The organism is Halomicrobium mukohataei DSM 12286 (assembly GCF_000023965.1).
GTDB lineage: Archaea > Halobacteriota > Halobacteria > Halobacteriales > Haloarculaceae > Halomicrobium > Halomicrobium mukohataei.
The window spans coordinates 2660756-2674063 of the sequence record NC_013202.1 but is presented as its reverse complement, the minus strand read 5'-3'; the positions used below and the strand labels follow the sequence as shown (position 1 = coordinate 2674063).

At 67.9% G+C, this 13308-nt stretch carries 14 protein-coding genes; 9 read left to right on the top strand and 5 right to left on the bottom strand.

The window, feature by feature from the left end; translation table 11 throughout:
- Positions 1-3: 3 nt before the first annotated feature.
- Positions 4-576 (bottom strand): class I SAM-dependent methyltransferase, encoded by a 573-nt coding sequence (locus HMUK_RS13485; protein ID WP_015763730.1) that lies wholly within the window; start codon positions 574-576, stop codon positions 4-6.
- 136 nt (positions 577-712) lie between these two features.
- Between HMUK_RS13485 and HMUK_RS17280 the strand changes: the two genes are divergently transcribed.
- Positions 713-853: a rubrerythrin-like domain-containing protein gene (locus tag HMUK_RS17280; protein ID WP_015763729.1), complete on the top strand. Its 141-nt coding sequence runs from the start codon at positions 713-715 to the stop codon at positions 851-853.
- 47 nt (positions 854-900) lie between these two features.
- Positions 901-1440, top strand: a complete 540-nt coding sequence (locus HMUK_RS13480; protein WP_015763728.1) for a GNAT family N-acetyltransferase — start codon at positions 901-903, stop codon at positions 1438-1440.
- Here the strand turns inward: HMUK_RS13480 and HMUK_RS13475 are convergent.
- The gene (locus tag HMUK_RS13475; RefSeq protein WP_015763727.1) at positions 1423-2292 is read right to left on the bottom strand and encodes a hypothetical protein; all 870 of its coding nucleotides are present in this window, start codon (positions 2290-2292) and stop codon (positions 1423-1425) included. The genes HMUK_RS13480 and HMUK_RS13475 overlap by 18 nt on opposite strands.
- A 96-nt stretch (positions 2293-2388) precedes the next feature.
- Here HMUK_RS13475 and fen point away from each other — a divergent pair, with 96 nt between their 5' ends.
- Both fen and HMUK_RS13465 read left to right on the top strand, forming a co-directional pair.
- The gene (gene fen, locus HMUK_RS13470) at positions 2389-3369 is read left to right on the top strand and encodes a flap endonuclease-1 (protein WP_015763726.1); all 981 of its coding nucleotides are present in this window, start codon (positions 2389-2391) and stop codon (positions 3367-3369) included.
- Between the two features lie 107 nt (positions 3370-3476).
- Positions 3477-4883: a class II fumarate hydratase gene (locus HMUK_RS13465; protein WP_015763725.1), complete on the top strand. Its 1407-nt coding sequence runs from the start codon at positions 3477-3479 to the stop codon at positions 4881-4883.
- Positions 4884-5078: 195 nt separating this feature from the next.
- Here HMUK_RS13465 and HMUK_RS13460 read toward each other — a convergent pair whose 3' ends face one another.
- Entirely contained in the window at positions 5079-5873 is a 795-nt protein-coding gene (locus tag HMUK_RS13460; protein WP_015763724.1) for a hypothetical protein, read from the bottom strand.
- 115 nt (positions 5874-5988) lie between these two features.
- Here HMUK_RS13460 and gatE point away from each other — a divergent pair, with 115 nt between their 5' ends.
- Both gatE and HMUK_RS13450 read left to right on the top strand, forming a co-directional pair.
- Positions 5989-7857 (top strand): Glu-tRNA(Gln) amidotransferase subunit GatE, encoded by a 1869-nt coding sequence (gatE, locus tag HMUK_RS13455; RefSeq protein WP_015763723.1) that lies wholly within the window; start codon positions 5989-5991, stop codon positions 7855-7857.
- A gap of 84 nt (positions 7858-7941) precedes the next feature.
- On the top strand, positions 7942-9447 hold the full coding sequence (locus tag HMUK_RS13450) for a DUF7504 family protein (protein WP_015763722.1): 1506 nt from the start codon (positions 7942-7944) through the stop codon (positions 9445-9447).
- A 15-nt stretch (positions 9448-9462) separates the two neighbouring features.
- On the opposite strand, the gene HMUK_RS13445 is transcribed toward HMUK_RS13450, so the two are convergent.
- Both HMUK_RS13445 and HMUK_RS13440 read right to left on the bottom strand, forming a co-directional pair.
- Positions 9463-10188 (bottom strand): RNA methyltransferase, encoded by a 726-nt coding sequence (locus HMUK_RS13445; RefSeq protein ID WP_015763721.1) that lies wholly within the window; start codon positions 10186-10188, stop codon positions 9463-9465.
- On the bottom strand, positions 10185-10712 hold the full coding sequence (locus HMUK_RS13440) for a hypothetical protein (protein WP_015763720.1): 528 nt from the start codon (positions 10710-10712) through the stop codon (positions 10185-10187). The genes HMUK_RS13445 and HMUK_RS13440 overlap by 4 nt, the downstream gene beginning before the upstream one ends.
- 90 nt (positions 10713-10802) lie before the next feature.
- Between HMUK_RS13440 and HMUK_RS13435 the strand changes: the two genes are divergently transcribed.
- From HMUK_RS13435 to HMUK_RS13425, 3 genes are all read left to right on the top strand, one after another.
- Entirely contained in the window at positions 10803-11087 is a 285-nt protein-coding gene (locus HMUK_RS13435; RefSeq protein ID WP_126967069.1) for a DUF7577 domain-containing protein, read from the top strand.
- A gap of 91 nt (positions 11088-11178) precedes the next feature.
- The gene (gene folP / locus HMUK_RS13430; protein ID WP_015763718.1) at positions 11179-12354 is read left to right on the top strand and encodes a dihydropteroate synthase; all 1176 of its coding nucleotides are present in this window, start codon (positions 11179-11181) and stop codon (positions 12352-12354) included.
- Positions 12355-12487: 133 nt separating this feature from the next.
- Positions 12488-13186 carry a 6-hydroxymethylpterin diphosphokinase MptE-like protein gene (locus HMUK_RS13425; protein WP_015763717.1) on the top strand — a complete coding sequence of 233 codons (699 nt, stop codon included), beginning with the start codon at positions 12488-12490 and terminating at the stop codon, positions 13184-13186.
- The last annotated feature ends 122 nt before the right edge of the window (positions 13187-13308 follow it).

Sequence of the window (13308 nt, the reverse complement as noted above, 5' to 3'; positions counted from 1 at the left end):
TCGTCACGCCGTCGAACGGACGCCGGCCACGACGTAGCCGAACCCGTCTTCGACGATCACCGGCTCCAGCCCCGCGGCGGCCATCCGTCGGTGGAGCTGCTCGGGCGTGTCGAAGCGAGAGGCGAAGCCGACCAGGTGTTCTGCGGCGACCAGCCCCCGCCCCCTGATCGTCGACGGATCGAAGTCTGCCACCACGAGGACCCCGCCCGGTGCGAGCACGCGCTCGGCCTCGCGGATCGCCCCGTCGCGGTCCGGGAGGTGGTGCAAGGCGTCGACGATAGTCACTGCGTCGGCGCTGTCGTCTGCGAGTGGCAGCGCCGCCGCGTCGCCCTGGACGGTCGCCAGCCCGTGGCGCGTGGCCTGCCGGAGCATCCCACGGGCGGCGTCGACGACGAGTCGTTCACCGGCCGAGACCGCTCTGAGTGCGCGACCGCTGCCGCCGGCTACGTCGACGACGCGGTCCACGTCTCTGTCGGCCTCGGCGAGTCCGGCCGCGAGCGCACCTGCGTCCGCCGACGGCATCAGGCGGTCGTACGCCCAGGCGAACCGATCGAAGACTGCGGCATCGCCGTGCATACCGGCCCGTCTCGGCCCAGCCGCTTGACCGTATCGTCGAACCTGACCGCACGTTCGATCCTCGACGGATCTGAATATGTATCATATAATGTGTTCTAGGGGAGACGGTATTAGATTGATCTTCGTATAGGAGAATATGCGCCCGAGTGCCACGACGACAGAGAGAGAACTGTACGAATGTTTCGATTGCGGCCAGCGCCGGCAGTCGACGACCGACCGCACCTGCGAGGAGTGTGGCGGCACGCTCCGGAACATCCACCGTTCGCGGGACCTGTAGCCGCCCCGGACCGCCGGACTCTTTCGCTTCCCCGCCGAGGCGTCGGTATGGAGTTCGTCCTGCTGGGGTGGCCGCCGGACGGCCCGACGCTCGAACTGGACTACCGGACGTTCAGCTACGCGGGCAAGTTCGTCATGTCCGCCACCGGCAAGAGTGTCGCACGCGAGGACGGCGAAATCGTCGCTGCGGTCGCGTTCAACGAAGACCGCACCGACGAGACGACCCTCTGGCTGCGCTACGTCACGGTCCGCGAGGATCGCCGCGGCGAGGGGATCGGTCCCAGACTGCTCTCGTTTACGCGCTCTCGGGCCGCCGACTCCGGGTACGACTCGCTTCGGATCGCGGTCAACAACCCCTTCGCCTACGAGGCCGGCTACTGCGCGGGCTTTGCCTACACCGGCGAGACGACCGGCATCGCCGAACTCGTGCTCGCGTGGCCCGGCGACCGGTCGCCAGCGCGCTACCGGTCCGGTCTGGAACGCTACCGCGAACGCGACCTCAGTCCCGAAGAAGTCGCCTTTCTCGACGACCGTCGCGGTGCCGATCCACCGGCGACGGTCGCCGTCCCGTCACCCGACGGGGTCTGATTCGAAGACTCGCGTCTCGCAGTCCTCACAGGAGACGGCGGCCACCTCGTGGGTCGTACAGCAGGACTCGACGGTGTCGGTGCCGAAGGCGAGCGCTCCGCCACACGAGGGACACGTCGTCAGGAAGAGCCTGAGACCGTTGAGCAGCTGGCCCCGGTGCGTGACGGGGACGCTCTCCCAGTCGTCGAGCCACTCGCCAAGCACCTCCGCCGCGGCGATGTCGGCGACGAAAGCGCCGCGGGACTCCCAGGTGCCGACGTACTGGCCGTCGACGCGGGCGCGGAACGCCGAGCCGTGCTCTTCGACGGTCACCTCCTCGGCCGTGGTGTCGAGCAGCGCAGGCAGGCGTTCTCGCCCCACGTCCGCGTCTCGAATCCGCTCGATCGCCTCGTTCCACTCGGCCTGGAACGGGTCGGTGAGACAGAGGTCCTCGCCGCCCCGGCACGGTTCGAGCGCACCGGCCTCGACCAGGTACGTTTCGAGATCGATCTCCGCCGGCTCTTCGGTCTCCTCTCTGACGGCGGGATCCGCGGCCGACTTCGCGACGCCCGCCGCGGCCCCTGCCGGTTCCTTCCCGAACAGTTCCAGTAGCCAGGGCGGGAAGTACCGCTTGGTCAACGCGGGCGTTCCCGGCACGAGATATCCCTTGAAGTAGATACTCACAGCCGAGAGCAGGAGGACGACGCCCGCGCCAGCGACCCCGACGGCCGTCGTCGCCCAGATCGCCCCAGCCGCACCGATACCCCCACTCAGCAGGATCCCGATGGCGCTGTTGACCAGCGTACACGGCACGCACCGATTCGTGCCGGTGTACTCCGGATCCTGGTAGCGACGCAGTGTGTCTGTCGCCATACGATTCGTTACCGATCCGGACGATAATAAATCCCGCGTGGGACCGACGACGCCGACCACCACCATTCAAACCCTGCTCGCACTTACGTCGGTGCGATGGGAAACGCAGACCTACGATCGCTGGCGTCGCTCGAAGACGTTCCCTTCGAGGAGCTGAGTGACAGCGTCGTCGCCGTCGACGCCCACAACTGGCTCTACCGGTATCTCACGACCACGGTTCGGTTCACCAGCGACGAGAAGTACACCACCAGCGACGGGACGGAGGTGGCGAACCTGATCGGCGTCGTCCAGGGGCTCCCGAAGTTCTTCGAACACGACCTGACGCCGGTCTTCGTCTTCGACGGCGGCGTCACGGAACTCAAAGACGACGAGGTCGAGCAGCGCCGCGAGGCCCGCGAGGCCCGCGAGGAGAAACTCGAAGCCGCCCGCGAGCGCGGGGACTCGAAAGCTGTCGCTCGGCTGGACTCCCAGACCCAGCGCCTGACCGACACGATCCTCACGACGACTCGCGAGGTGCTGAGGCTGCTGGACGTGCCCGTCGTCGACGCGCCCGCAGAGGGCGAGGCCCAGGCTGCCCACATGGCACGCCAGAACGTCGTCGACTACGTCGGGACCGAAGACTACGACGCGCTCCTGCTCGGCGCACCGCTGACGCTGCGCCAACTCACCAGCAGCGGCGACCCCGAACTGATGGACTTCCAGGCGACGCTGGACCACCACGGCATCACCTGGGAGCAACTGGTCGACGCCGCGATCCTGATGGGGACGGACTTCAATCCCGGCATCGACGGTGTCGGGCCGAAGACCGCGATCAAGCTGGTGAAAGAGCACGGCGACCTCTGGGGCGCGCTCGACGCCCGCGACGCCCACGTCGAACACGGCGACCGCATCCGAGAGCTGTTCCTCGATCCGGCGGTCACGGACGACTACGACCTCGATCTGGCGGTGAACCCGGACCTTGACGCCGCCCGCGAGTACGTCACCGGCGAGTGGGAGGTCGACGAAGGCGAGGTCGCGCGCGCCTTCGAGCACATCGAGGCCAGCGTCGTCCAGACCGGACTGGACGACTGGGCCTGACCATCTTTTTCCCCGGCGGGTTCGAGTCGCGGCGACGCCCCCGCAACCGCTGGCGCGAGCGTGAAAGCGGTGGGTTTTACGCCGACCGGGGCGACGTTCCGTGTGTCATGAGCGACGAGTTCCGGACCGAACGCGACAGCCTCGGAGAGATGCAGGTGCCGGCCGACGCGTACTGGGGCGCACAGACCCAGCGCGCGGTCGAGAACTTCCCGATCTCGGAGGAGACCTTCGGCCGACGCTTCGTCCGAGCGCTGGGCATCGTCAAGAAGGCCGCCGCGCAGGCCAACGAAGATCTGGGCACAGTCGAGAGCGAGACGGCGGCGTACATCGTCGAGGCCGCCGACGAAGTGATCGCCGGAGAGCACGACGACCAGTTCCCAGTCGACGTGTTCCAGACGGGATCGGGAACGTCCTCGAACATGAACGCCAACGAGGTCATCGCCAACCGGGCGACCGAGCTCTCGGGCGGCGAGATCGGGACGCGGGCGATCCACCCCAACGACCACGTCAACTACGGCCAGTCGAGCAACGACGTGATCCCGACGGCGATGCACGTCGCCGCACTGGAGGCCGTCGAGAAGGACGTGCTGCCCGCGCTGTCGACGCTGCGTGACGCGCTGGCGGACAAAGAGTCGGCGTTCGACGACGTGGTCAAGACCGGCCGCACCCACCTCCAGGACGCGACGCCGATCACGCTGGGCCAGGAGTTCTCTGGCTATCGCGCCCAGGTCGAGAAGGGCATCACCCGCGTCAAACACACGCGCGATCACCTCTCGGAGCTGGCGCTTGGCGGCACTGCCGTCGGCACCGGCCTGAACACCCATCCCGAGTTCCCCGCCAGAGCCGCCGAGTACATCAGCGAGGAGACGGGGATCGACTTCCGAGAGGCCGACAACCACTTCGAGGCCCAGGCCGCCCACGACGCCATGAGCGAGGCCCACGGCGCGCTCCGGACCGTCGCCGGCAGCCTCAACAAGATCGCCAACGACCTCCGCCTGCTCGCCTCCGGCCCGCGCAACGGTCTCGGCGAGGTCGACCAGCCGGAGAACCAGCCCGGCTCTTCGATCATGCCCGGCAAAATCAACCCCGTCGTCGCCGAGGCCGTCAACCAGGTCCACAAGCAGGTCGTCGGCAACGACGCCGCCGTCTCTGCCGGCGCTGCCGAGGGACAGATCGACCTCAACCTCTACAAGCCGGTCCTGGCCAACAACTTCCTCCAGTCGGCGCGTCTCATCGCCAACGGCAGCGAGGTCTTCGCCGAGAAGTTCGTCGCGAAACTCGAAGCCGACCGGGAGCACTGCGCCGAACGCGTCCAGCAGTCGATGGCGCTGGCGACGGCGCTCAACCCGGCGATCGGCTACGACAAGGCCAGCAAGGTCGCCAAGCAGGCCCTCGCGGAAGGCAAGACCGTCAAGGAAGTCGTCGTCGAAGAGGGGTACCTCAGCGAGGCCGAGGCCGACGACGTGCTCGATCCGGCAAAGATGACCGAGCGCGTGATTCTCGGGGACGACTAGCGAGGCGGGCCTTCGTCCCCCGATTGGCGGTTCGTACTGCCCGCTGGACGGCCGTGACGAACGTTGCCACCCCGGGGTGGCGAATACCCGCACGAAGGTACGGCTGGCGGTATCATACGGAAAGTTGTAGGTCTTTACCAGATCGACCGCACGCCGTCGTGCGGTCGACTGGGTAAACGCCTACAACCGTCCGTATCAGTCGCTCGTCCGGACCCACGACGGTTTCTCGACGGTCGTCGTCCCGAGCCGCTCGTACGCGAACGAGTAGCGAACGAACTCGCCCCAGTCGCTGTCGCCCCGCCAGTAGCGCACCGAGAGCGACCGCACGAGCCCGTCGTGTCTGATCACCGCGCTGACCGAGACGTTCCGGATCGGGCGCTCGGTGACGAAGGTTCGCTGCTCGCCCCGTAGTTCGTAGTGGCGCTGGCCGTCGTCTCGCAGGACGCTGACGGTCGCGTTGTCGATGGTCAGGAACCGCTCGATGGCGACCGTCGCCTCCCTGTCGAGTTCGGGACGCGGGGCCGTCGAGCCGAGTTGGCGCTGTCGGGTCTCGCCGTCCAGTTCGGTGTAGCGGACGTACCGGCCGTCGGGGCCCTGAAACTCGGAGTAGTTGTCGAAGTAGCGAGCCCGGCTCTCGTCCCAGACGACGCGCTCGTTCGTCCAGTAGGCGTACGTCGACTCGTTGGCTACCTGGACGACCTGTCGCGTGTCGAGGGTCTCGTTGGCCCTCTGGCGGCTCGTCGACCGCTCCGTCGTGAGGGTGTACGACTGGTCGGCCGTCGCGCGCCGATGTGCGGCGGTGAGCCGGTCGACGTTCGCGACGCCGTTCCCGGTGACGCCCGGCGGGAGTGCCCCCGTCTCTGTCGTCGCGTCGGCCGGCTCCGGAACCGGGGCCGGGGTGAGCGTCTCGGTGCCGCCGTCGGAGGTCGCCATGCCGCCACAGCCCGCCAGGAGTACCGTCGTGAGAACGGCGACGAGCCTGCGGTCCATACCCGTATCACGGACTCGACGGTCAAAAGTGACACCCAGCCACCCGGCGGCCGCTCGGTGCCGGACCGGCCGACAACGGTGCGTTTTTTGCGGGTGGGGCTCGGACCGCCCACTAATGACTGAGTACGACTACGAGGAGCTCGGACTGGTGGCCGGTCTGGAGATCCATCAGCAACTCGACACGGCGACGAAACTGTTCTGTCAGTGTCCGACCCGAATCCGGGAACCCGAGGAGTCGACGCGATCGCTGACCCGCTATCTCCACCCGACCAAGAGCGAACTCGGCGAGATCGACGACGCCGCGCTCGAAGAGAGCATGGTCGACCGCGAGTTCGAGTATCTGGCCTACGACACGACCTGTCTCGTCGAGGAAGACGACGAGCCGCCACACCGCGTCGACCGCGAGGCGATGGACGTGGCCCTGGAGATCGCCCAGCTACTGGACATGAACGTCGCGGATCAGGTCCACGTGATGCGCAAGATCGTCATCGACGGCTCGAACACCTCGGGGTTCCAGCGCTCGATGCTGGTCGCCAACGACGGCGAGATCTCGACCAGCGAGGGGTCGGTCGGGATCGAGGACATGCTGCTCGAAGAGGAGTCGGCCCAGCGCGTCGAGGAGACCGACGCTGGCGTCCGGTTCTCGCTGGATCGGCTGGGAATCCCGCTGGTCGAGATCGGGACCAAGCCCGACATCCGCTCGCCGGCCCAGGCCCGCGAGGCCGCCGAGCGCATCGGGATGTTGCTGCGCTCGACGGGCCACGTCAAGCGCGGACTCGGGACGATCCGCCAGGACGTGAACGTCTCCATCGCCGACGGCGCACGGATCGAACTGAAGGGCGTCCAGAGCCTCGACGACATCGACGACCTCGTCCGTAACGAGGTTCGCCGGCAGGTCGAACTGCTCGATATCAGGGCGGAACTGAACGACCGCGACGCCAGCGTGGGCGACCCACAGGACGTGACGGCGGTCTTCGAGGACACGGACTCCGGTGTGATCCGCGGCGCGCTCGATTCGGGCGGTGTCGTGCAGGCCGTCCGGCTCTCGGGCTTCGACGGCCTCGTCGGCCGCGAGATCCAGCCGGATCGCCGCCTCGGAACGGAACTGTCCGACCACGCCAAGCGTCACGGTGCCGGCGGCATCTTCCACACGGACGAACTGCCGGCCTACGGCGTGACCGAGGACGAGGTCGCTGCGCTGCGGGAAGCTGTCGATGCTGGCCCCGAGGACGCCGTCGTCATCGTCGCGGACGACCCAGAGACCGCCGAGCTGGCGATCGAGGCCGCCGCAGAGCGGGCCGAGACCGCGCTCGACCGGGTGCCCGAGGAGACCCGGGACGCCAACGACGACGCCACGTCTCGGTACCTCCGTCCGCTGCCGGGCGCGGCGCGGATGTACCCCGAGACGGACGTGCCGCCGGTGACGCCCGACGAGAGCGAGGTCGAGACGCCGGAACTGCTGACCGAGAAGGTCGACCGCTACCAGTCCGAGTTCGGCCTCGACGCCGGCCTCGCCGAGCAGGTCGCGTACGGCCAGCGATGGCGGCTGTTCGAGGACGCCGTCGACCGGGGCGCGGACGCGACGCTGGCCGCACAGACCCTGGAGTCGACGGTGACGGAACTGCGCCGGGACGACGTACCCGTCGCACATCTCACCGACGACCACTTCCGTGCGACGCTGGAGCTGGTCGCCGACGGCGAACTGGCCAAAGAGGGCGTGCCGGAACTGCTGACGGCTCTGGCCGAGGAGCCCGGTATGGACGCTGCCGAGGCCGCCGAGGCCGCCGGGCTGGGCAGTGCCGGCGAGGACGAGGTCCGAGCGGCCGTCTCGACGGTCGTCGAGCGCCACGCCGAGCAGGTGGCCGAGGAGGGCATGGGCGCGTTCTCGGCGCTGATGGGCGAGTGCATGGGGGAACTCCGCGGGAAAGCCGACGGCGACGTTGTCAGTGACGTGCTGCGAGAAGAGATCCAGAAACGGGCGTAGATAAGCGTATTCAGCGGCTTAGCAGCAGTTCGACCGGTGCCTTGACCGTGGGTTTTGTATACACTGGGCGTCATAGGTTTGTGCATGGTACGCACCGGGGACCGCCTGCCAATCGATTCCGTCCCCGGTGGGACGACGCTGCTGTGCGTCGGCCCGCCGATGGCGGGTAAGCGACGACTCGCACTCAGACTCCTCGCTGACGGGGCCACCGACGACGATACGACCGTGCTCGTCTCGACGGACAGTAGCACGGCCGCCCTGCGCGCCGAGTACGAGAGCGCACTGGACGGCGCGTCACCGGCGGTCGGCATCGTCGACTCGGCCGGCGACGCCTACGGCGAGGCGACAGACAACGAGTGGACTCGCCACGTGTCGATGCCGGCGGAGCTCGGTAACGTCGGGAGTGCCGTCTTAGACCTCCTCGACGCGCTCGGCGAGGGCCGGGACGGCAGCGTCGATCGAATCGGCGTCCTCTCGCTGACGACGCTGGCGCTCAACGCCGACGTCGACCAGACGATTCGGTTCGTCCACTCGCTGTCACGGCTGGTCGAGGAGCGCTCCGGGTTCGCCGTGCTGACGGCACACGAGAACTCGTTCAGCAAGACGGACCTGGGCCAGGTCGAGGCGCTGGTCGACGGCGTCGTCTACACCCGAGAGGGCACCGACGGTCTCGAAGTCCGCGTCGAGGGCCTCGACGGCGGGCGACAGTGGGCGTCCGTCCCGATCTCGACCGCGCCTCGGAGCGAACTCGGCGTTCCCCAGCCCGCGACGCCGGCCTCCGGTACGTCCGAGCCGACCGGCTCGACGACGGACCTCGCGTTCGACTCGCTGGCCGAACTGATCGCACAGGTCGACAGCGACCGTCCGACGCTGACCGTCTGCAACCGAGAGAGTCCAGACGACCGGCTCGAAACCGTCCGCGCGTTCTTCGAGGATATCGACATAGAGGTCCGCGAGACGGAGCTCGCGGCCGAGAACCCCAGAGACGTGGCGCTGCTACACCGGGGGCCGGTCCAGATGGCGTCCTCGCCGCTCTCGCAGCTGGCAAGCGGCGTCGAGACGGCCAACGCGGACGACGACCCGTTCGCGACGCGTCGGGGACCGGACGTGCTCGAAGCGCTCCACGAGCGGATCTTCGGCGCGCGCGGCGTCGAGAAGCAGTTCCTGATCGACGCCAGCACGGCCATCGAGATGACGGCCTGGCAGACCGGCGGCGGCCAGTTGCTCGCGGGCTTTCAGCACCTCTCGCGCTACTGGGAGAGCCAGCGATCCCGGCGGGTGATGCACCGGATCGCCGACGCGGGCGTCGACGTACACATCTACGGCGTCCCAGACGTCGTGCCGACCGTCGACCGCCCGAACGTGACGATCCACCCCGACTCCTCGACCGAGATCGAAGAGTCGTGGTTCGTCACGTACGACGGGGACGGCCGCACCGACCGGACGGGCACCCTCGTCGTCCGAGAGACCGATCCGGAGGTCTACGAGGGGTTCTGGACCTACGAGCCCTCGATCTCTCGGGACGTGTTTCGCTATCTGCGCGATACCTACGGCGTGCTCGAAGAGACCGGACAGCAGGCACCGTCGTAGGCGGCCGGATCGGCGTCACTCCTCGTCTGAGAGTCGCTGGCTCGCCTGCCGGAACAGCCCCCGCAACGTCGTCGTCTCGCGGCCGGTCGGATGTGCGCGGCCGATCAGCCGCTGGAACAACCGCCGTGTCTTCGCCCGTTTCTCCTCGGGGTGGTCGATCGCGTCGAGGAAGCCGGCGAACTGCTCGTGGAGCCCCTCGATCTCGGGCTGGGCGGCACGGTCGTGAGTCGGGTCCGGAAGCTGCGTGTCCTCGACGGTCAGTGACCGCAGTTCGTAGAGGACGATCGTCGCCGCCTGCCCGAGGTTGAGCACGGGGTACTCCTCGCTGGCGGGGATCGAACAGACCTGGTCGAGGCGTTCGATCTCGTCGTTGGTGAGCCCGACTCGCTCGCGGCCGAACACGATCGCAGTGTCGGCGTCGAGGCCCGCAAGGTCGTCGGCGAGGTCTCGGGGCGTCACGAAGGGGTACCGGACGTGCTTGCTCCCGTCTTCGTTCGTGATCGCGGTGCAGCCGACAGTGTGGTACTCGGTGACGAGCTCGTCGAACGAGATCTCCCGGGCCTCGGGGAGAATGTCCTCGCGGGCCTGCCCGGCGTAGCCGTAGGCCTCGCTCTCCCGAGGGAGGTCCGGCGGATCGATCAACAGCAGCTCGTCGAGCCCGAAGTTCTTCATCGAGCGAGCGATCGTCCCGACGTTGCCCGGCGTCTCGGCGTCGACGACGGCGACAGCGACCGAACTCATACGTCGAGGTCGTCCAAGTCGACGTCGAGCGCCTCCAGATCCTCGTCGGCGACGCGCTCGATCTCCTCTTCGATGCCGGGCAGTTCCTCGTGGGGATCCGGCGTCTCGGGGACGCCGTCGGGATCCTCGTCGACGTGTTCGACGCCCGCGTACGCTTCGGGGGCGCGACCGCCGTCGGCGAACCAGCCGTGGAACGCGTCTTGCAGGTCTCGGGTCCCGATCAGTTCCTCGTCGGCGACCTCGCGGAACCAGTAGACGAAGTCGGTCTCGTGGTCCCTACAGAGGATCACCTCGCCGCGGGGTTCGCCGTAGATCACCTCGGCCGGCGAGCACTGCTGTGGGTCGTCCTGTCCGTACTGGAGCCAGCAGGCGTCACAGGGGTCCGAGAGCCGTTCTGTCAGCCGCAGCACGCGCGCCTTCGTGTCCTCGTCCATCACTCCGAGCGGTCTGACGCGGCCGTCGTCGTCGAAGACCTCGTCCTCGTCGAAGCGCCACCCTCGGAGTCCGATGTTGACCTTGCCCATGTAGTGCGTTTGCCGGGAGCGGATAAAAGCGGCGCGATGCCGACTGTCGTCGGCACAGTGCTTATTCTGACCGATCCCTACAGTATACGTATGGACCCGCTCTGGGTCGGACTGGCACTTCTCGCTGGACTGGTCGCCATCGTGCTGTGGCGGCGGCGAGCCCGCAGGCAGCCCCAGCGCGGCGGTCGGCCGGTGTTGCCGGCGCAGTATTCGAGCCTGCTCCAGGCAGACCACTCGCGATACCCCGAGCTGTGTTCGTCCTGCGGGACCGAGAACACGGCCGGGTACGACTTCTGCCAGGAGTGTGGGGACCGACTGCCCGATGGGACCCGGGCACGGACGGACGTGGACGTATCGGACATCTTCGAAAAGTAGGGCTCCAGCGACCGATCGGGGAGCGAATCGGACGGCATGAACGGACCGCCGCAAGCGGGCCGTTTTTGGGTGGTGACGCCTCAGTTGGGCTATGCAGAACGTCGACGCCGCCGGACTCGGGATCGGTGACGACCACCCCACCCGGATCATGGGTGTGCTCAACGTCAGCCGGGAGTCGCCGTACGACCCCAGCGTGTTCGACGACCACGACGAAGCGGCCGCCTACGTCGAGGAGGAACTCGTCGGCGAGGGCGCGGACATCGTAGACGTGGGCCTGGAGTCGGCCAACAAGCGATTCGACGTGCTCTCGGCCGAGCAGGAACTCGACCGGCTCGACACGGCCATCCAGACCATGGAGTCGGTGAGCGGCGACGCGATCTTCTCGATCGAGACCCGCTATCACGAGGTCGCCGAGGCGGCCATCGAGGCGGGTTTCGACATGGTCAACGACATCTGTGGCTTCGCCGACCCGGAGATGCCACGGATCTGCCGGGAGTACGACGTGGCGGTCGGCAAGATGGCGAGTCCGCCAGACCTCGAACGGCCGGGGGCCGTCGAGGAGACCGACTGGGCGGCGCGCAAGTCTCCGTCGTGGGCCCAGCAGGCCGACTACGTCGATCAGGTGTACGAGGCCCTGGGGCAAAACGGGCTGACGGACAAGACGATCGTCGACCCCGCTTTCGGCGGCTGGTCCGAGGCGAAAACGCTCGCGAACGATCGCGAGACGTTCCGACGACTGCGGGAGTTTCGAGCGCTGGACCGACCGATCCTGGTCTCGATCAACCGCAAGAACTTCCTGCGGTCGCTCGCCGATCGCTCCACCGAGGGGGCGCTGCCGGTGTCGCTGGCCGCCACGTCGATGGCGATCGACCGCGGCGCACACGTCGTCCGAACCCACGACGTCGCCGAGACGCTGGACGCCGCCCGCATCGGCGACGCGTTCGGCGGCTCGCTCCTGCGTGAGGCGTCGCTGGGCGTCGAGGAACTGGACGTGACGAACGGCATGGAGGTCGCCCGCCACCTCGAGGCAGTAGACGCCGACTTCGACCCCGAGGACGGGACGACGAGGGCCTTCCGGATCACCGATCTCGACCCCGCCGGCCGCGAGTCACTGGCAGCGGCCGCCGCCGACACGAACGTCCGAATCGCCGGTAGGTTTCCTGTGGTTGTTTTTGGCACACCGCGTTCGCTGACCCGTCTCGCGGCGATGCTGGACGACAGCGGCCGGGTCGGCGACGTGATGAACTGGATAGCAAACGACGTATAGTAAGAGAAAACTTATACCCAATGCCCCAGAAAGGACGGATGAAGGCCGAAAGGGCACCCGGGTAGGGGTACACGGTCGTGCCATTTCGGCTCAAACTACGGTTTATCCTGACACGAACTCGATAGCAGTAGCTATGGACTACCACCACTGGAACCCGGTCTACGAGGCGATACTGTCGGACTTTGGCTATCCGCGGGCTGGCGACGAGCGGGCCAGGGACCGACTGGCGGCGCTGCTGGCCGGAGCCTCGACCCTCGATCCCGAGTCGATCGATCTGGCGGGACGGACGGTCGCCGTCGCTGGCGGTGGGCCGTCGCTGTACGACGACATCGACCTCGCGGTCGAGGCCGACGCGGTCGTCGCGGCGTCGACGGCAGCGGATCGACTCCTGGCGACGGGCGTCGAAGTCGACTGCGTGGTCACGGATCTGGACAAACACTCCGAGACAGTCGTCCGGCTCACGAACGGCGGGACGCCGGTCGCGATCCACGCCCACGGGGACAACCTCGGCCTCGTCGAGTCGACGGTGCCCGAGTGCGACGCGGCGGCGGTCCTCCCGACGACCCAGGCCGCCCCCGCCGACGGCGTTGCGAACTTCGGCGGCTTCACCGACGGCGACCGGGCGGCGTTCCTGGCGGACCACCTCGGTGGGGCCACGCTGGTCTTTCCCGGCTGGTCGTTCGACGACCCGTCGGTCAGCGCCCAGAAGCGGCGCAAGCTCGACTGGGCCGAGCGACTGCTCTACTGGCTCGAACGACGCCGCGGCGAGCGCTTCGACGTGCTCGACGGGCGTCGCGGCGGCATCGACACCTCAGCGTTGCCAGTCGAGTAACGGGAGCGCCATCCGGCACGGTTCCGCGGCGTGGGTCGTTCAGCGATGGTCGCGGCCTCGTCCCAGGACGCTACCACAGCAGGCCGGCGTCCCTGACGTGGCGGTGCAACGCCGTCCGGTTC